13 protein-coding genes and 3 pseudogenes are annotated in these 18,302 nt (G+C 44.6%); 11 read left to right on the top strand and 5 right to left on the bottom strand.

Annotation, left to right across the window (positions count from 1 at the left end):
- Positions 1-74: 74 nt before the first annotated feature.
- Positions 75-581, bottom strand: a complete 507-nt coding sequence (locus tag FM037_RS23435) for an OmpA family protein (protein ID WP_144047990.1) — start codon at positions 579-581, stop codon at positions 75-77.
- A gap of 391 nt (positions 582-972) precedes the next feature.
- Between FM037_RS23435 and FM037_RS23430 the strand changes: the two are divergent.
- From FM037_RS23430 to chrA, 3 genes and pseudogenes are all read left to right on the top strand, one after another.
- Positions 973-1,421 (top strand): annotated as a pseudogene (locus FM037_RS23430) (MarR family winged helix-turn-helix transcriptional regulator).
- A 100-nt stretch (positions 1,422-1,521) separates the two neighbouring features.
- A complete protein-coding gene (locus FM037_RS23425; RefSeq protein WP_144047989.1) occupies positions 1,522-2,697 on the top strand; it encodes a glycerol-3-phosphate dehydrogenase/oxidase in 1,176 nt (391 codons plus the stop codon).
- Positions 2,698-2,809: 112 nt separating this feature from the next.
- Positions 2,810-3,979 carry a chromate efflux transporter gene (gene chrA / locus FM037_RS23420; RefSeq protein WP_144047988.1) on the top strand — a complete coding sequence of 390 codons (1,170 nt, stop codon included), beginning with the start codon at positions 2,810-2,812 and terminating at the stop codon, positions 3,977-3,979.
- A 189-nt stretch (positions 3,980-4,168) separates the two neighbouring features.
- Here chrA and FM037_RS23415 read toward each other — a convergent pair whose 3' ends face one another.
- A complete protein-coding gene (locus FM037_RS23415) occupies positions 4,169-5,152 on the bottom strand; it encodes an ion channel (RefSeq protein WP_144047987.1) in 984 nt (327 codons plus the stop codon).
- Positions 5,153-5,428: 276 nt separating this feature from the next.
- On the opposite strand from FM037_RS23415, the gene prfB reads away from it, so the two are divergent.
- The 5 genes from prfB to amt all read left to right on the top strand — a co-directional run bounded on the left by prfB (position 5,429) and on the right by amt (position 14,225).
- Positions 5,429-6,527, top strand: a protein-coding gene (prfB, locus tag FM037_RS23410; RefSeq protein WP_185976889.1) for a peptide chain release factor 2 whose coding sequence is annotated in 2 segments (ribosomal slippage) — positions 5,429-5,503 and positions 5,505-6,527 — 1,098 coding nt in all. Because the reading frame shifts where the segments join, the coding sequence is not laid out codon by codon here.
- Between the two features lie 105 nt (positions 6,528-6,632).
- Positions 6,633-8,141, top strand: coding sequence for a lysine--tRNA ligase (gene lysS / locus FM037_RS23405; protein ID WP_144047985.1), 1,509 nt, complete (start codon positions 6,633-6,635; stop codon positions 8,139-8,141).
- An 887-nt stretch (positions 8,142-9,028) separates the two neighbouring features.
- Positions 9,029-11,230 carry a sensor domain-containing protein gene (locus FM037_RS23400; protein ID WP_407695614.1) on the top strand — a complete coding sequence of 734 codons (2,202 nt, stop codon included), beginning with the start codon at positions 9,029-9,031 and terminating at the stop codon, positions 11,228-11,230.
- Positions 11,231-11,860: an SGNH/GDSL hydrolase family protein gene (locus tag FM037_RS23395; protein WP_144047983.1), complete on the top strand. Its 630-nt coding sequence runs from the start codon at positions 11,231-11,233 to the stop codon at positions 11,858-11,860.
- 187 nt (positions 11,861-12,047) lie between these two features.
- Complete coding sequence (gene amt, locus FM037_RS23390) at positions 12,048-14,225, top strand: ammonium transporter (protein WP_144047982.1); 2,178 nt, start codon at positions 12,048-12,050, stop codon at positions 14,223-14,225.
- Between the two features lie 39 nt (positions 14,226-14,264).
- Here amt and FM037_RS29775 read toward each other — a convergent pair.
- From FM037_RS29775 to FM037_RS23375, 3 genes and pseudogenes are all read right to left on the bottom strand, one after another.
- Positions 14,265-14,483: pseudogene (locus tag FM037_RS29775) on the bottom strand (pseudouridine synthase); the annotation flags it as partial.
- Between the two features lie 28 nt (positions 14,484-14,511).
- A pseudogene (locus FM037_RS29770) lies at positions 14,512-14,730 on the bottom strand (pseudouridine synthase); the annotation flags it as partial.
- A 28-nt stretch (positions 14,731-14,758) separates the two neighbouring features.
- Positions 14,759-15,391: a pseudouridine synthase gene (locus FM037_RS23375; protein ID WP_144047981.1), complete on the bottom strand. Its 633-nt coding sequence runs from the start codon at positions 15,389-15,391 to the stop codon at positions 14,759-14,761.
- 300 nt (positions 15,392-15,691) lie between these two features.
- Here FM037_RS23375 and nagB point away from each other — a divergent pair, with 300 nt between their 5' ends.
- The 3 genes from nagB to FM037_RS23360 all read left to right on the top strand — a co-directional run bounded on the left by nagB (position 15,692) and on the right by FM037_RS23360 (position 18,059).
- Positions 15,692-16,483 (top strand): glucosamine-6-phosphate deaminase, encoded by a 792-nt coding sequence (gene nagB / locus FM037_RS23370; protein ID WP_144047980.1) that lies wholly within the window; start codon positions 15,692-15,694, stop codon positions 16,481-16,483.
- A 192-nt stretch (positions 16,484-16,675) separates the two neighbouring features.
- Entirely contained in the window at positions 16,676-17,263 is a 588-nt protein-coding gene (locus tag FM037_RS23365; protein ID WP_144047979.1) for an SRPBCC family protein, read from the top strand.
- A 115-nt stretch (positions 17,264-17,378) separates the two neighbouring features.
- Positions 17,379-18,059, top strand: coding sequence for a nitroreductase family protein (locus FM037_RS23360; RefSeq protein WP_144047978.1), 681 nt, complete (start codon positions 17,379-17,381; stop codon positions 18,057-18,059).
- The last annotated feature ends 243 nt before the right edge of the window (positions 18,060-18,302 follow it).

Here is an 18,302-nt window from a genome sequence, read left to right as displayed (position 1 = left end):
GCTCATTAATTTCATTTACTCAGTTTGTTCGAGAAGTCAGTTCATCAAGGTAACTGGATAGTAACCCTTAAATTCTAGCGAGAACCAGAGATAGTCCCTTCATGAGGATCACTAGTGTTTGAAGCATCATCTTCTGAGTTTATGGACAGCAAGCTGGTATCTTTTTGAGCCGCTATAGCAAGGGCTGCGGCAGAATTCGATTGAGCATCATGACACCAAGTTATACTGACATCTCTGAGATCTTCGTTACTGGCGGTTAAGATACGGCTGATGACAGGTGCCGGGTAATGTGAATTGGTCAGGTATTGTTTTATTCTATCTATACGTCGATTTGCCAGCCACATATTGTACTTGCGGTTATCATCGCTGGCTTGATGTTTTAATATCTGAAACTCGAGTAGTAAATAGCCCGGTTTACTTGATGTACTTTCAATTAATTCATCCAACTGCTTGGCATACTTACTGGGGAAGTAAGAGCTGTTTTTAGCATAGGGGATTTCAGTGAGGTGTATATATTGTTTACACTCTGCTATAGCGCTTCCTGCAAACAGTAAACAGATGATAGATATGATTGCTTTCATTTATAACTCCTTCGAAGCAATGCCCTGTTGGCCTTCTGTGACAACAAGATTTACGGTCTAGATAGATAATTTTAGGTGCAAATCTATGCCAATGCAGGATAAAAATCAATCCATTGAATCTTGAGGTTTTTTTAAAAGAGCTGTTTTTCAAACACAGATCTAAAGTGCCATTATACAGACAGGCGCCGAAAGCCTTGCCGCTCCTAGCATACTGGTTTAAAGACATATTTTTGACATGAATAGTCAAGAATACTCAGCATGAAAAAAAAATTAAAATTTACAGTCTTGGTCGTATATTTTTGCCCTGTTTCGGTTCTTTTTATGAAAAAAGTCGATTTATTTTTCATATGTAAGTATATTGTGCACAATATAACACTGTGGTTTTGCTAACATGCCTAACGTAAAAGATATCAATCCTCTCTCGCTCGATAATCAAGTTTGTTTTTCCCTATATAGTGCCACCAACGCCATGGTGAGAGCATATCGCCCGTTATTGAATGAACTGGACCTGACTTATCCCCAGTATTTAGCCATGTTGGTATTGTGGCAGCACCAAGGCATCAGTGTGAAAACCTTAGGGGAGAAACTGCATCTGGATTCGGGCACCTTGACACCTCTGCTTAAGCGTTTGGAGGTGAAAGGATTGGTCAGCCGTGGTCGCAGTGAGCAAGATGAGAGAGTTAGAGTGCTACATATTACTCAATCAGGGAAGAAATTAGAGGCGCAGGCTGCAAAAATCCCCGATCAGATGCGCTGTAAACTTGGGGGGATCCGCAAGTATTTACTGAATTAAAACGCCTATGTGATCAAGCTTACCAATTACTCAGTTCTGCCAAGTGAAGCGAGTCTCATTTATAGGAAAATTTATAGGGAAGTCAGGTCTAAACTTTGGTTAAATAATTGTGCTATCTTGGTTTTATTCGAGTGAATAGAGAAAACCATGGATACAATAGATGTGGTCATCATAGGAGGTGGGATCAATGGGGCTGGCATTGCGCAATGTGCATCGGCAGCAGGTTACAGCGTCTTACTACTCGAGAAAGGTGCTATCGGTGGGCAAACCTCCGCAAACTCAAGCAAACTCATTCATGGTGGTCTACGTTACTTAGAGACCGGACAGATATCTCTGGTTAGAAACTCCTTATCTGAGCGCCGAGCCTTGCTTCGTTTAGCGCCCCATCTAGTGAAAGCCGTGCCTTTCTACATCCCTGTCTATGACACGAGCCAGCGCAGCCAATGGGCGATACGTGCCGGGTTAACGGCATACTCAGTACTGAGCGAATTCGATCCTCTAGGGCGTTTCACCAGCTTGCCTGCGGTGGAGTGGTCGAAAATTACCGGGTTAAAGCTGCAGGGACTAAAAGCTGTGTTCAGGTATTGGGACGCCCAGACCGATGATAAAGCGCTGACCCAAGCTGTGATGAGAAGTGCCCAAGACCTTGGGGCGCAAGTCCTCAGCCATGCTGAGTGTGGCGCGATGGTCCATAAGCCAGACTACTGTGAAGTGAGTTACCTTTATCAGGATGCTCTCGTGGTACAAAGAACATCTTGTGTCATCAATGCTGCTGGTCCTTGGGTCAACGATGTGATAGATAGCTTGGTCCCTCCCATGGCTAAAGAGAGTGTCGACTTGGTACAAGGCTCTCATCTCCTATTGGACATTCCTGCGCCCGATGGGATCTTGTATCTGGAATCTTGCTTCGATAATAGGGTGGTGTTTGTGATGCCCTGGAAAGGCAAAACCTTACTCGGGACCACAGAAAAAATTCTGGAAGAGCTAGATGGCAAACCTGAGTCTACGCGAGAAGAGATCTATTACCTGCTTGGGATATATAAACATTACTTCCCGGCTCAGGGGAGCGTTGAACAGCTGGAAGGCTTAATCACAGACACTTTTTGCGGGGTAAGAGTACTGCCTAAGCTCAATGGCAGTTCATTCGATCGCCCCAGAGAGATATTACTCAAAACCAGTGTTACTCACCCCAGGCTGATGACGCTCTATGGTGGTAAATTAACGACCTTCAGAACAACTTCTAAAGAAGTGGTTCGCTGGATGGAGTCTAGGTTGGGAAAACGAGTCGCCCTCGCAGATTTAGATACTATGCCTATCTTATGAGCCATGACACCGATAGTTGAAAAACATTTTCAACTATCGGTGTCATGTTAGTGTCATATTGGTGTCATATAATTGCCGATAATTATTATTCCATTACCTAGTCAATTACTCTATGTGGCATATTTTTGTTCGTTTTCTCTCCTTGGGACTCGTCAGTTTCGGTGGTCCCGCCGCGCATATTGGCTATTTCAGGCAGACTTTTGTTAGCGATCTGAAATGGCTCGATGATAAACATTACGCGAGTCTGGTTGCATTGAGCCAGTTTATGCCTGGGCCGGGTTCGAGTCAGGTAGGTTTTGCCATAGGCTATCACAGAGGCGGTTTACTCGGTGGCATAGCCGCCTTTGTCGGCTTCACTCTGCCCTCATTTTGTTTACTCTTTCTACTGGCGGTGACCAGTGCTCAATGGTTGGATAATGGCCTGTTTCAGGGGGCCATATATGGTCTGAAATTACTCGCCGTGGTCGTGGTTGCCGATGCTGTGTGGATCATGTTCAACCAGTTTTGTCGCAAACATGTGGCTAAAGTTCTGATGTTAATCTCTAGTGTCCTATTGATTTTATATGGATCTCTGCTGACTCAGGTGCTGATCTTGTTGGTGGCAGCTCTGGTGGGGGTTAAATATCTTGCTCCCAATGACGCTAGTGATGAGCTTACCCAGGCAGAAACTAAACCTATTACTCTGGGTTATGCCTGGTTAGCCGTCTTTGCCATTTTGTTCATCGCTTCCCTGGCGTTAATAAAGATGGATGCTCAGTTGGGTCAAATCTTTGGTCAGTTTTTCCAGACCGGTAGCCTGGTATTTGGGGGCGGTCATGTGGTGTTGCCGTTATTGGAGACCATAGTCGGTGATGCCATGACCAGCGATAGATTCATTACCGGTTATGCTTTAGCGCAAGCGGTCCCTGGCCCCATGTTCGCTTTGGCTGCTTTCTTAGGTGCCGAGCTTTGGAGTCAATCGCCTTTAGTTGGGGCCTTAGTGGCAACCCTTGCGATCTTTCTTCCTGGCTTCCTATTGATGTTAGTGGCATTGAAGACTTGGGCAGCCCTGAGTGCTCGTCCTAAGGTTGTCGGAGCCTTAGCTGGTATCAATGCATGTGTGGTTGGTTTTCTGGTTTCGGCGCTCTATATGCCGGTGTTTACCAGTGCGGTGAAAGTGCCTCTGGACATGGCATTGGTACTCTTAGGCTTTGGTTGTTTGAAGCTGTTTAAGCCGAATATTTTATTCTTGGTGGTGAGCTTCGCATCGGCAGGGGTATTGGTTAAACTGCTCGTTATCTAGCTAAAATAGGATTAGCTAAATAGTAGGGGGGGAAAGTCATTCCCTCTTTATATTTGACATCATTTGCTGATTATCTTTTCCTAGATTCCTAGATTCCTAGATTCCTAGATTCCTAGATTCCTAGATTCCTAGATTCCTAGATTCCTAGATTCCTAGATTCCTAGATTCCTAGATTCCTAGATTCCTTGCTTACCGAGTCATCTTTTTTACAAACACCACCACGAACAGGGCTATGGTGAAACTGCCGGTGAAGGCTTCTATTGCCGCAATGGCTTTTGAAAAACCTATGGGGGTAAAGTCGCCATAACCTAAGGTAGTAAAGGTCACCACCGAATAATAGATACAGTTAAAAAATAGAAATAGGTTGGTGATGAAGTCGTTGTCCGTGTTGAACACGTGCACATGACTGTCGTAACTCAGACCGGTGAAAAGGTACAAGATGGCGCAGACTAAGATCAGTCCCATAGAGAAGCCGATAACGCGCATTGGTGCCTCTCCGTAGCCGCAAAAGATATCGATTGTCTTAGAGACGAAGCGTTTGAAGCTATGTTTGGGCATCTGATGACGGCGCATGGTGAGCTCTTTACGGATATACTCACCCGACATAGCAAATAAACCCTCACGTTCGGCGGCTTTTCTCAGGTCTCGGTAGATCTCTTCGGCTTGTTCGAAGTAATCTCTGGCCATCTCCTTTTCGCCAACTTTGACCGCTTCTAATGCGAGCTTCTCTTGTTTTATTTTCTTGCCAATTGAGATGTTCTCAATCTTGGCACCATTCCACTTGATACCAAGCAGGTTAGTGCCGACTAAATTGGCGCAGTGTACGTTGGACTCCCTCAGATCCGCCTTCATCAGGCTGGCATTGTGCAGGTTTAGATTGAATAGATGAGCCTCTTGCAGATCGGCACGGTAGAGTTCGGCATTGGTCATATCGAAGCCAGTCTTTTGATGGTGACGAACCAGATCGATGCCATGGAGCTTGGCACGTTTGAGGCATATTCCTCTGAGCATGCCACCACTGCGAGCAAATTGCTCTAGATTGGCTATGTCTTCAGGTTTATCTTTGATGATTTTAGGATCATGCCAGTAACACAATCCTGAAGGCTGTGCTGGTTCTGAGCAGGAGTAACCTTCATCTTCGTGGTAGCAACATGTTGGGGTTTTATCGGTCATGATGCAAGTATAGACAGGAGACTTCTGCTTTGTGTGAAGCGGAGACATTAAATATTTGATACGTCATCAGTTTAGGTAAGTTTTCCATTTTTCTGCAATTCTGGTTTTAATTCCTGGGTGTTTAGCTGACGGTTGAAAGACTTAGTCTTCAAACCTAAGCGTATTAAGCTCGAAATAAGCGCAATTCATCTCTTCGAACCACTAGTGGTATTCTTTCGATTAAGTTAAAATAACGGGTTCGCAGTTACTGCCTAATCTATTTTGAGTTGAAGAGATATGTTTGAAGTAAATCCGGTAAAATTTAAAATCAAAGATCTTGCAGAACGTACCCTTAGCCTTCGGGGGTTTCTTTGACTACGATGTTAAGAAAGAGCGTCTGGAAGAAGTTAGCCGAGAGTTAGAGAGTAGCGATGTTTGGAATGACCCGGATAATGCCCAAGCCTTAGGTAAAGAGCGTGCAGCATTAGAATTAATCGTTAAGACCATCGACGATATGGATACGGGTCTCGAAGATGTCGAAGGCCTGCTTGAACTCGCTATCGAAGAGGGTGATGAAGAGACCTTTAATGATGCAAGTGCCGAGCTCGATGCGTTAGAGAAACGCCTTGAAGACCTTGAGTTTCGCCGCATGTTCTCGGGTCCCCATGATATCGCCAATAGTTATCTGGATATCCAGTCTGGATCTGGTGGAACCGAGGCTCAGGATTGGGCCAATATGGTGCTACGTATGTATCTGCGTTGGGGCGAGGCACACGATTATAAACCTGAACTTATCGAAGTGACTGCGGGTGATGTTGCCGGTATTAAAGGCGCAACTATTAAGTTTAACGGTGAGTATGCATTTGGTTCCCTGAGAACCGAAACTGGTGTTCATCGTCTGGTACGTAAATCACCTTTCGATTCATCGGGTAAGCGCCATACCTCTTTCTGTTCGGTATTTGTCTATCCTGAAATAGATGATTCCATCGAGATTGATATTAATCCATCGGATCTGCGTATCGATACTTATCGCGCTTCCGGTGCTGGTGGTCAGCACATCAACAAGACTGAATCTGCGATCCGTATTACTCATCTGCCGACCAATACTGTGGTGCAGTGTCAGAATGATAGATCTCAGCATAAGAACCGTGATGCAGCGATGAAACAGCTGAAGGCTAAGTTGTTTGAGCTTGAGATGCTCAAACAAAATCAAGAGAAGCAGGCGGCGGAAGATGCCAAGTCTGATATCGGTTGGGGCAGTCAGATCCGCTCATACGTGCTCGATGATGCGCGTATTAAAGATCTGCGCACCGGGGTTGAGAGTCGAAATACCCAGACCGTCTTAGATGGCGGACTCGACATGTTTATCGAAGCCAGCCTTAAATCTGGTTTGTAATACTTACAAATTTTTACCCACTTTATGTGTATCGGCTCAGTAGAACTGAACCGATTGAACTAATTTATTTTAACGTGTGATCTGTAACATTTACGAGAGAAGAAGATGACTGAACAAGTACAAGACGAAAACAAGTTAATTGCAGAGCGTCGTGCCAAGCTTGAGCACATACGCGCTAACTGCCCTGCAAATGGTCACCCAAACAACTTCGATCGTAAACATAAAGCGGCAGACATTCAGGCTGAATATGGTCAATACACCAAGGAAGACTTGGAAGGTATGGCCATTCAGCGCTCGATCGCAGGTCGTGTCATGGCCAAGCGTGGTCCATTCCTGGTTATCCAGGACGTCAGCGGTCGCATCCAGGCATACGCGGGTAAAGACGTTCAGAAAGATCTTAAAGCCACATTCCAGGGCTTAGATATCGGTGACATTATCGGTGTTACTGGTCAGTTGCACTTGTCTGGCAAGGGCGATCTCTATGTGAACATGGAAGAGTATCAGCTGCTGACTAAGGCGCTGCGTCCACTTCCTGAGAAGTTTCATGGCCTGACGGATCAAGAGACACGTTATCGCCAGCGTTATGTCGATCTTATCGTTAACGAAGAGTCTCGTAATGCCTTTATCATGCGCTCTAAGGTGGTTGCTGCTATTCGTAACTTCATGATCAAGAAAGAGTTCATGGAAGTTGAAACGCCTATGATGCACACCATCCCAGGTGGTGCTACGGCGCGTCCGTTTATCACTCATCACAACGCACTGGATATCGAGATGTATCTACGTGTGGCTCCTGAGCTTTATCTTAAGCGTCTGGTTGTCGGTGGCTTCGAGCGTGTGTTCGAGATCAACCGTAACTTCCGTAACGAAGGTCTATCTCCTCGCCATAACCCTGAATTCACTATGATGGAATTCTATATGGCCTATGCTGATTATAAAGATCTGATGGACTTGACCGAAGAGATGCTCAACTCTATCGCCACCGAGCTTTGCGGCTCTCCAAAGCTTCCATACGGGGAGCACACGGTTGACTTTGGCGGTCCATATGCGCGTCTTAGCATGTTAGATGCTATTAAGAAGTACAATCCTGACAATGAGACTATTCAGTCTATGACCTATGAAGAGGTTAAAGACGTCGAGTTTATGCGTAATTTGGCTAAGAGTATTGGCATGACAATCGAGAAGTTCTGGACCTGTGGTCAGCTACTCGAAGAGATCTTCGGTGAAACAGCTGAGCCTCAGTTGATGCAGCCTACCTTTATCACAGGTTATCCAGCGGATATCTCGCCATTGGCACGTCGTAACGATGAAAACCATTTCATCACCGACCGTTTCGAATTCTTCATCGGCGGCCGTGAAGTCGCTAACGGCTTCTCTGAGCTTAACGATGCTGAAGATCAAGATCAGCGTTTCAAGGCCCAGGTTGCCGCGAAAGATGCTGGTGATGACGAAGCCATGTTCTATGATGCAGATTATATCAGGGCTCTCGAGCACGGCTTACCGCCTACGGCCGGTCAAGGTATCGGCATCGATCGTTTGGTGATGTTGTTTACCAACACGCATACGATCCGTGACGTGATCTTGTTCCCTGCTATGCGTCCTCAAGCTCAAGGCTAAAATTTGAACTAGAAACGTTAAACTTGGCTTTGGATTGACTTGACTTGGGTGTTGCTTGCCAATACCCAGCCCATATCAATCCGTGACGTGATTTTGTTCTCGATTATACGTCCTCAAGATCAAGGCTAAACTTTCATCAAGAAAGTCAAAAAAGTGATAAAGGCAGCTGAGCTAAATACTCAGCTGCTTTTTTTATGATTAAAGCCGGATAAGCACCTACGCCCAGCTCATATCAATCTGTGACGCAATCTTGTTCCCTGCCAAAAATCACTCAGAGTAGACCACTTGTTCATACTGATTGGTATAATATAGGCTCGATGATATCAAGCTGCAGGGATGATTCCGTTTACGTTACTAGCATCATAATTTTAATATCCCTATGCGTGATTAATCCCTGGGTTAGTCGACTAGCAGAATATAATCAATGTTTAAGATGTTCCTGTGGCTGGTACATTTATATATCGACAGATACACTATTTTTAATATCATTTTAATTATTGATTGAAGTTTTTCTCTGATTTTTATAGCTTAAGCGGTAGGTTGTAAAATGATGATTAAAGGTAACCTTGTTAGATGTATAGGCGGAGTAAGCTAATGTTTGAGTTTATGGCACTATGATAGATATCCCTATTTCATTGAAGTATTGGCAAAATTGGCAAAATTCTGTCGATTTACTTTCGAGCTATGCTCAATGTGATGTCGTACTAAGGGTCATAAACGCTTCGGAGCAATACTGTCCCCAATTAAGTTCTGCTTCTCTCGGTAATCATCAGGTTTTAGATGAAAACTGCATTTCAGATTTAGCCAATTATTCTCATATTATAAAGTGGCCATCAAGGGCACTGTTTGGTTGCTTATCTTTATGTATTGAGTCTGAAAAAACAGAGATGAATCCACTCAAAAACTCTGAAAATAGAGATGTTGAACTGGTCAAGTTTGAGTCTTTAATCACATTATGTATTAAAAATATTGAGCTGGAATTAAGCGAAATTTATCGTGAGCATCAACAAAAAAATAAACTAGAACGTGGACCAATAACGTCATTAGAAAATGTAAATCTGCAACTTTTTATAGACAGTTTAAAAGAGCATATTTGGATAAAAGATACATCTGGTCGTTACATGGTGTGTAACCAAAGTGTTGAGAGGGCATGGGGGAAAACTCGCGAAGAAATTATCAGCAAAACTGATGAAGAACTTTTCATTGCCGATTTAGCCAGCGAATTTATTCAAGCTGATTTTGATGCCGTTGATAAAGGCATCCAGATAGTAACAGGGGAATGCAAGGGACAAGATGAAGATGTTGATAAATATTGGTTAGAAACGTCTAAAGTACCACTGGTGGCGGAAGGCGGTGAACTTTTAGGTGTCATTGGTGTTTCCAGAAATATCTCTCAGCATAAAGCGGTCCAGGAAGAATTAGAATTAACTGGAAGGGTATTTGAAAACTCTGTTGAAGGTGTGATGATCACCGATAGAAAAGGTGAAATTATTGAGACTTATGGGGCTTTTTCTGAAATCACGGGCTACTCAAAAGAGGAAGTTGTGGGAAAGAATCCTCGTATGTTTAGCTCGGGGCGCCATGATAACGCTTTCTTTGCCGAGTTATGGAGTGGATTAATCCATAAAGGCAAGTGGCATGGTGAGATATGGAACAGGCGTAAAAATGGCGCGGTATTTCCGCAAATGCTAACCGTCAGTTCGGTATTTGGTGAGGACGGTGAAGTGCGTTACTTTGTCGCCGTGTTTGCTGATATCACGCTTCAAAAGAGAAGTGAAGCTGAACTTGCACATCAGGCCTACCACGATCCTTTAACTAAGCTACCCAATAGGATGGCGTTGATCTCACTGATTGAACAGGACATTCGCCACGCAGAAGTTCAACAGGGACAATTGGCGACGGTATTTATCGATGTTGATCTATTCAAACATATCAATGATAGCTTTGGTCATCTGGCTGGCGATAAAATTTTAGTGGAGTTAGCAGGCCGTTTAACTCGCCAGAAAGGATCTGAAGACACCTTGGCTCGAATAGGTGGCGATGAGTTTGTTGTTTTACTACCACAGGTAGAGGGAAATGAAGAGCTGACATTAGCCTTGAGCAAACTCAGAAAGGCATTTGAGCAACCATTTTTTATTGATGACAAGGAGCCGATAAGACTGACTGCTAGCATGGGAGTGTCGGTGTACCCTCATGATGGCAAGGACAGTTATACCTTGCTGAGAAATGCAGACTCTGCAAAGCATAGAGCTAAACAGGATGGTCGTAATAGCTACGCTTTTTATACAGAATCTTTAACCAAAGAGTCTATCGAGCATTTGAAGTTACAGAGCGCTTTACATGATGCGTTAGACAAGCAAAATTTTCATCTGGTTTATCAACCTAAGCTTGATTTTGTGACCATGCAAACGACTGGCTTTGAAGCATTATTGCGTTGGTGCGACCCCGTACTTGGCAATGTCTCTCCTGATAAGTTTATTCCAATCGCAGAGAAAATTGGCTTAATTAATGAGATAGGTTCATGGGTATTGAAAGAGGCGTGTCAGCAAGGCGTTAAATGGATCTCTCAAGGAAAAACATTCGGTCGCATTGCGGTTAATGTAGCGGGCCAACAATTACAGCGAACGTCTTTTGTTGATGAGGTTAAGTTGGTGCTAGAAGAGACTGGTTTGCCAGCGAGTGCATTAGAGCTTGAAGTGACAGAGAGCTTTATGATGTCAGACCCTGAGGTTGTGATACGTGACTTGCAACGATTAGGTGAGATGGGGATTGAACTCTCAATAGATGACTTTGGCACCGGCTATTCATCGTTAAGTTACTTAAAAAAATTGCCTATACATAAACTGAAATTAGATCAGTCATTCGTTAAGGATCTTCCTCTAGATCTAAACAATAGCGCGATAGCGAAAGCTGTGATCGCTTTAGGGCAAGCTTTGAACCTTAAGGTGATAGCCGAGGGGGTCGAGAATGAAGCCCAAGCGGCATTTTTAAGAGATAATGGATGCCATGAAGCACAAGGATACCTTTATAGTAAACCCATGTTACCCGAAGCCCTAAATGACTTTTTAATAGATAGAGTACACTACTAGATGAAAAACATATTGTGTTTCGGTGATTCAAATACTTGGGGTTATGAACCTGTAGTATGTAAGCGTTATCCCTATGATGTTAGGTGGACAGGTGCGCTTCAAAAGAGGCTTGGCAGTCAATATCGCGTCATTGAGGAAGGGCTAAACGGGCGAACATCAGGGGTTGATGAACCAGGGCGCGACTTTAGAAATGCTGCTCGTTACTTCCCTATGCTGCTTGAGTGCCATAGACCATTGGACCTTATTGTGATCATGCTAGGTACCAATGATCTTAAGTCTCAATTTAAGCTTACGTCATCGGCTATTGCCCTAAGTGTGAAAGGACTCTGTGAGATGGTACTCAATTGCGAATATATTGAGAATGCTAATACTCAACTACTGCTCATTGCACCGCCTCATGTGGCTAATCTCCCCGAAGAAGATATCCAGGTTTTTGCTGGTGCCAGAGATAAGTCTCTGCAATTGGCTACAGAGTATAAGAAGGTCGCGGATGAGCTAGGTATCTTGTTTCTGGACGCGAGTGAGATTGTTGAAACAAGCGATGCCGATGGATTGCATTGGATTGCGCAGCAGCATCAGGATTTCGCTGCAGTATTAAGTGACAAGGTATGCAGCATTTTTGCCCATTGATGTCCTTTTCTTGGCTCTCTTAATTAGCTGAGGCTACAGTTTTGTGTCCAAGTGCTCCATCATTATCTCCATCATTATCTCCATATTTTCCCATATAATGTCTTCAAGTAAGCCTCGACTTTGAGCGCTATTGATTAAGCTATAATTACTGTCACTAGCATTGGGGTTTGAGTGTTAAGGCATAATATTGGACGTTGAACTGGCAAAAATAGTAGAACTGCAAAATATCATGTGGATATTGATTGCCACAGGTAGCGTGTTGTTTATGCAAGCTGGATTCTGTTTTTTGGAAGCGGGATCGGTTCGGTCTAAGAATAGTATCAATGTCGCGGTAAAAAACTTCTGTGATTTTTGTTTGACCTCTGGCGTTTTTTGGATCGCTGGTTTTGGCATCATGTATAGCAGTGCCGGACACATGTTCAATCTTGATTACTTCTTTATTGCGATTACCGATTCACCTAAATTACTCGCCTTCTTCGTATTCCAGCTGGTTTTTTGCGGCACAGCTTCGACAATCATGTCGGGAGCAGTCGCCGAGCGCACGACCTTTTCCGGCTATCTGATTATGGCCTTTTTCGTCTCAGGTGTGCTATATCCGATTTTTGGCCGATGGGCGTGGAATGGAAATTTTGAGGGACTCAACTTAGGTTGGCTCAATCAATTAGGCTTTGTCGATTTTGCCGGTTCGAGTGTGGTGCACTCTATCGGCGGTTGGGCCTCCCTAGCGGCTGTGATGGTGATAGGCCCGCGCATCGGCAGGTTTTGTGAAGCTAGTACTCCTATTCAGGGGCATAACATCCCCATGGCAACGGTGGGCACCATCATTCTCTGGTTCGGTTGGTTTGGCTTCAACGGCGGGAGTAGCCTCAAGTTTGATGACACAATTCCCATGATTATCCTAAACACTAATTTGGCCGCAAGCTTTGGCGCCATCTCTGTACTCTTGCTTACCTGGTATAAGCGCCAGAAACCCGATGTGCCTCATGTGCTCAATGGGGCATTAGCCGGCTTAGTGAGCATCACAGCCAGTTGTAATGCCGTGTCACCTCAACAGGCTGTGTTGATAGGTTTATCTGGTGGTGCTATTTATCTTGCTAGCACTAAGGTTTTGGAACATTTTAAGATAGATGACGTGGTGAAAGCGGCTCCGGTTCATGGTGTCTGCGGCGCATGGGGAACTTTATGTGTTGCGCTATTTGGTAGTGCCGAGGTACTCGACACTGGCTTGAGTTTCACTGGCCAAGTCGGTGTTCAACTCCTGGGCATACTCGTTTGTTTTATTTGGGCATTTGTCCCTACCTACCTTTTTTTAACCTTGATCCAAAGGTTCATCCCCTTAAGGGTCAAAGCCGAGGATGAGATAAGAGGGCTTAATACCTCAGAGCATAATGCCAACACCGAAGTATTGGATCTACTTCACGCGATGGAGAAGCAGAAAAACGAAAGTAACTTCGGCATGAGTGTCCATGAAGAGCCCCATACCGAAGTCGGCCAGATAGCCAGAGAATATAACCGGGTACTCGCGGTGGCCCACAGTGAAATGGAGAATACCAATAAAGCTAATGCCGAGTTGATGGCCTCGTTTAGAGAATTACAGCGGGCTCAGACCCAACTGGTTGAGTCTGAGAAAATGGCATCTCTAGGGGGACTCGTGGCAGGGATCGCTCATGAGATCAATACCCCACTGGGCGTCAGTGTGACCGCAACGTCTTATTTGGAAAGAGAGCTTAGGATCTTAGAGTCTCAGTATAAGGCGGGAGACCTGACGACCGAAGATGTAGAGAAATTTCTCCAGGGAGCGAACGAGGGCACAGGTATCATATTGATCAATTTAACTCGGGCTACCGAGTTAATTAAAAGCTTCAAGATGGTTGCGGTGGATCAATCATCAGATAAGTGCCGTGAGTTTGACTTGAGGGAATATATCGATGAAGTACTCTTTAGTCTTCAACCTAAGTTTCGAACTAATCAACACAGTATTGAGGTTTCTTGCCCCGAAGGGATAGTTATTTTCAGTCATCCCGGAGCTTTAGCACAGATCTTAACCTGTTTTTTAATGAATAGCCTGCATCATGGATTTGAGCAAGGAAACATAGGTGAAGTTCACATCGAGGCGAAATTAACAGCTGGAGATGTTGAGTTGGTTTATCGGGACAATGGCCAAGGGATTGATGCAGATAGCTTACAGCGAATTTTTGAACCATTTTACACCACTAAGCGAGGTAAAGGCGGCAGTGGACTCGGACTGCATATCGTCTTTAATCTGGTGACTCAGACCTTAGGTGGCACTATCACCTGTCGTAGTGAGCGGGGTGAGGGGGCTGAGTTCACTATCAAGTTCCCCGTCAAGCTTGAAGAAGCCTAGATCTAGCCCTAGAAAGAGTCAAGATGCAGAACTAGGTAGCTATAAAACTCTGGTGATTTCAGTCAGCTCAATGACTTCTCTTGGCTGCATGTCATCTAGTTTGATATTGCCAATACGTACTCGAACTAGCCTCATGGTAGGAAAGCCTGCGGCTGCGGTCATCTTACGAATTTGGCGGTTCTTGCCTTCGCTGATGGTGATAGATATCCAGGTTTCATTGAGGACTCCGTGCCTTGGGTCTCTGGCTCTAAATCCATTACCCAGGAAATTATCACTCTGATTTTAGCTATAAAATATTCGTTATTTCAGTCAGTTCAATGACTTCTCTTGGCTGCATGTCATCTAGTTTGATATTGCCAATACGTACTCGAACTAACCTCATGGTAGGAAAGCCTGCGGCTGCGGTCATCTTACGAATTTGGCGGTTCTTGCCTTCGCTGATGGTGATAGATATCCAGGTTTCATTGAGGACTCCGTACCTTGGGTCTCTGGCTCTAAATCCATTACCCAGGAAATTATCACTCTGATTTTAGCTATAAAATATTCGTTATTTCAGTCAGCTCAATGACTTCTCTTGGCTGCATGTCATCTAGTTTGATATTGCCAATACGTACTCGAACTAGCCTCATGGTAGGAAAGCCTGCGGCTGCGGTCATCTTACGGATTTGGCGGTTCTTGCCTTCGCTGATGGTGATAGATATCCAACTCATGGGACCATGCCTAGGGTCTCTTATTTTTCTGCCATTACTCGGAAGTTCAGGCTCTCCATCTAGCTTGAAAACCTTGCAAGGGAGCGTGAGGTACTTTTCCCCCTTGATGCCTATCTCGACTCCCTGCCGAAGACGGATTATCGTCTCATCATGAATATTACCGTCGATCTGGACATAGTATTCCTTCTCCACCTTCTTACTGCGGACTCGATGACTGACCATGCCATCGGTTGTCAGTAACAAGAGGCCTTCTGAGTCATGATCTAAACGCCCAATCGCCATGATCCCTGCAGGGAAGTGGGCCAGGTCACCGAGCAACTTCTTGCTCTTTCTGGTTTCGGGGACAAATTGACTCAGAAATCCATGTGGCTTAAATATCTTGTAGTGGCGATGGGGCTCACTTTGGTCTGAGTTAGAGGATGAGGTGGAGTCAGCTTGAGAAGAGGTATCAGGCATTGGTGAGTGTCATAAATGGGTCAAAGAGATGTGTCATTATATCCTTTAAGCCCTGATGATGAGTAGTCTAGTGGATGTTGCTGATAATATTCCTCTTACAATAATAAATGACAGCGTTGTCATTCGGCGTTATAGTAATGTTAAAATTGCCAGGTAAGAGTATAAATAAGACGAGTGAGCCACATTGAGTAAGTAAAGTGGTTTGGCGGCGGCATCTATACTTAATGTTAATTTAACTGGCTACAAACCAATTATTTCATAGTCTTGAGCTTAGCTCTAAGTCAAAGTGAGTCGAACATCATGCAAATAGTCATCTTAAAAAACAGTGCTGAAGTTGCCAAATATGGCGCTAATATCTTTATCAAGCAGCTGCAAAGTAAAGCGGACTCAGTGTTAGGCCTTGCTACTGGCTCTACACCTGTCTCTCTATATCAGAGCTTGATCAGAGCCAATAAAGAGCAACAGATCTCATTTAAAGATGTGACCACCTTTAATCTGGATGAATATCTTGGCTTAGAAGGCACTCACCCTCAGAGTTATCGACACTTTATGAACCAGCAGTTGTTCGATCATCTAGATATCGATAAGGCTCAGACTCATGTACCGCCGGGTGATGCCGAAAACCCTATAGAAGCTTGCGTCGGTTATGAGCAGCTGATTGAGGCCGCCGGAGGCATAGATATCCAACTTTTAGGCATAGGCCGAAACGGTCATATTGGTTTTAACGAGCCTTCATCTGGTTTGATGTCACGCACTAGAGTTAAGACCTTAACTAAGGCGACTATCGACGATAATGCCCGCTTCTTCGCAGAAGGTGAATATCAGCCTCATCTGTCGATCACCATGGGCATTGGCACTATCCTGGATGCAAGAAAAGTCGTGCTACTGGCTACTGGCGAGAGCAAGGCCGAGGCGATCCTCGCGACGGTGGAGGGCGCGTTGACTGCTGCATGCCCGGCATCGGCATTACAGTTACACAAGAATGCAGTGCTTGTGATTGATGAAGCGGCAGCCTCTAAGCTGTCAGATCGCGACTTTTATAAGCATATTGAAGCTGAAAATCAAAAGTTATTGGCGCGGCTAGCCAAGTAAGCAGCCAATCTTGTACTCATCCCGCACACGATTAAGGACAGCTAAGCTGTCTTTAATCGTTTCATATTACTCGCTACCAAGTTCTGAGCCATACTTTTAAGGGATTACAGCTGGCTTTGAACAAGTAGTAAGCAAGTTGTATGTTATAACGATTAGTATTAACTTTTAAGTCAGCTGGTTAAGGAGAACATCATGCTGCGGAAAATGACTATTCTAGTCGCTGTCATCATAGCGATTCCTTTCGTCTTGGCACTATTTGTTCAGAAAGATTATTCGGTGATCACCAGTGTCACCATAGACAGGCCAGTCGCCGAAGTCTTTGACTATGTGAAGCATCTTAAAAATCAGGATAATTTCAGTGTCTGGGCGCAAATGGATCCAACAATGGAGAAAACCTATAAAGGTGTCGATGGCACTGTGGGTTTTGTCTCGGCATGGAAGAGTAATAACGAAGAGGTGGGTGTAGGTGAGCAGGAGATCATTAAGATTGATGAAGGTAAGCGAGTCGATTTTGAACTGAGATTTATCTCCCCCTTCGAAGCCACCGAACCTGCATACATGACCACAGAAGCGCTTGGTAGTGATAAAACTAAGGTGAGCTGGGGATTTCGTGGACACATGAGCTACCCAATGAATCTGATGTTCCTATTTATCGATTTTGAAACACTGATTGAGAATGACCTCAGTCAGGGATTGGACAAGCTTAAACTATTACTTGAATCGGATAAGACTATACCTGAGAAGACGATAAATACAGACGTTATTGAGTCTCTTGATTAGGCTTCCGGCTAGCTTTGATCGAGTGTACTTCTATTTTAGCATTTGCTGTCACTGGTGTTTTCTGTCTGGTTTGCTAGGTTAGACAAAGAATAAAAACAAGGAGTTTATTGAAGCTATGAAACAGACTGAAGACCATCTGCCCCTGACTGACTTTATCGAGTACAGCGAAGAGGAGATGCTCGAACGAGCACAGAGTAATTACCAGGAGGTCAAGAGGCGTCATAGCATTCGCCAATTTTCAGACCGAGCCGTGCCCCAAGCTATTATCGAGCAGTGTATTCGAGCCGCTGCAACGGCGCCCAGTGGCGCAAATCATCAGCCTTGGCATTTTGTCGCCATCAGCGACCCTGAAGTGAAGGCGCAGATCCGCCATGAAGCAGAGGCACTGGAACGTTCTTTCTATGAAGGACGAGCGGGCGAGGAGTGGCTCGATGCACTGAAACCATTAGGTACCGATGCCAACAAGTCTTATCTTGAGCGTGCTCCCTGGCTTATTGCTGTATTTTCGCAGAAGCGTGGTGGCATAGATAATGATGGCAGTAAGATCAATTATTATGTTCACGAATCGGTCGGCATAGCCACAGGTTTCCTATTACATGCGTTACACCATGCAGGATTGGGCACATTGACACATACCCCTAAACCCATGTCTTTCTTGAGTAAGGTGTGTGGCCGGGATAACGATGTGGACCGTCCCTATATGCTTATCGTCGTGGGCTATCCAGACCAAGATGCGACGATTCCCGAGCATGCTACCAAGAAGAAGGCGTTAGCAGAGATAGCTACATTTAACTAATTTAGCTTCTAGCTCTAGTTAGGATCAGGCTTCGACAAAGGGCACCTCAAGTGTCCTTTTTTAATGCGATTAGCGATTTTTTCGTATTTCCAATGTTAGCGACTCATTAATAAATGCTTAAGCTTGTGCTGTTATACTCCGTCGGCTGCGACTGTGGCTAAACTCCCCCTTATTCCTTGTTCCCCAGAACACTCGAGTGTTAATCCACATTTTAGAACCGCACTGTTAGTTATTTTATCAAGT

The sequence above is a fragment of the Shewanella psychropiezotolerans genome (assembly GCF_007197555.1).
In the GTDB taxonomy this organism is placed as follows: Bacteria; Pseudomonadota; Gammaproteobacteria; order Enterobacterales; family Shewanellaceae; genus Shewanella; species Shewanella psychropiezotolerans.
Note: the sequence above shows the minus strand (reverse complement) of the source record. Positions and strands in the feature narration are given on the sequence as shown.

Coding starts and splice junctions, on each gene's coding strand:
- FM037_RS23435 (WP_144047990.1), bottom strand. CDS start 581: ATGAAAGCAATCATATCTATCATCTGTTTACTGTTTGCAGGAAGCGCT.
- FM037_RS23425 (WP_144047989.1), top strand. CDS start 1,522: ATGGATACAATAGATGTGGTCATCATAGGAGGTGGGATCAATGGGGCT.
- chrA (WP_144047988.1), top strand. CDS start 2,810: ATGTGGCATATTTTTGTTCGTTTTCTCTCCTTGGGACTCGTCAGTTTC.
- FM037_RS23415 (WP_144047987.1), bottom strand. CDS start 5,152: ATGACCGATAAAACCCCAACATGTTGCTACCACGAAGATGAAGGTTAC.
- lysS (WP_144047985.1), top strand. CDS start 6,633: ATGACTGAACAAGTACAAGACGAAAACAAGTTAATTGCAGAGCGTCGT.
- FM037_RS23400 (WP_407695614.1), top strand. CDS start 9,029: ATGAATCCACTCAAAAACTCTGAAAATAGAGATGTTGAACTGGTCAAG.
- FM037_RS23395 (WP_144047983.1), top strand. CDS start 11,231: ATGAAAAACATATTGTGTTTCGGTGATTCAAATACTTGGGGTTATGAA.
- FM037_RS23375 (WP_144047981.1), bottom strand. CDS start 15,391: ATGCCTGATACCTCTTCTCAAGCTGACTCCACCTCATCCTCTAACTCA.
- nagB (WP_144047980.1), top strand. CDS start 15,692: ATGCAAATAGTCATCTTAAAAAACAGTGCTGAAGTTGCCAAATATGGC.
- FM037_RS23365 (WP_144047979.1), top strand. CDS start 16,676: ATGCTGCGGAAAATGACTATTCTAGTCGCTGTCATCATAGCGATTCCT.
- FM037_RS23360 (WP_144047978.1), top strand. CDS start 17,379: ATGAAACAGACTGAAGACCATCTGCCCCTGACTGACTTTATCGAGTAC.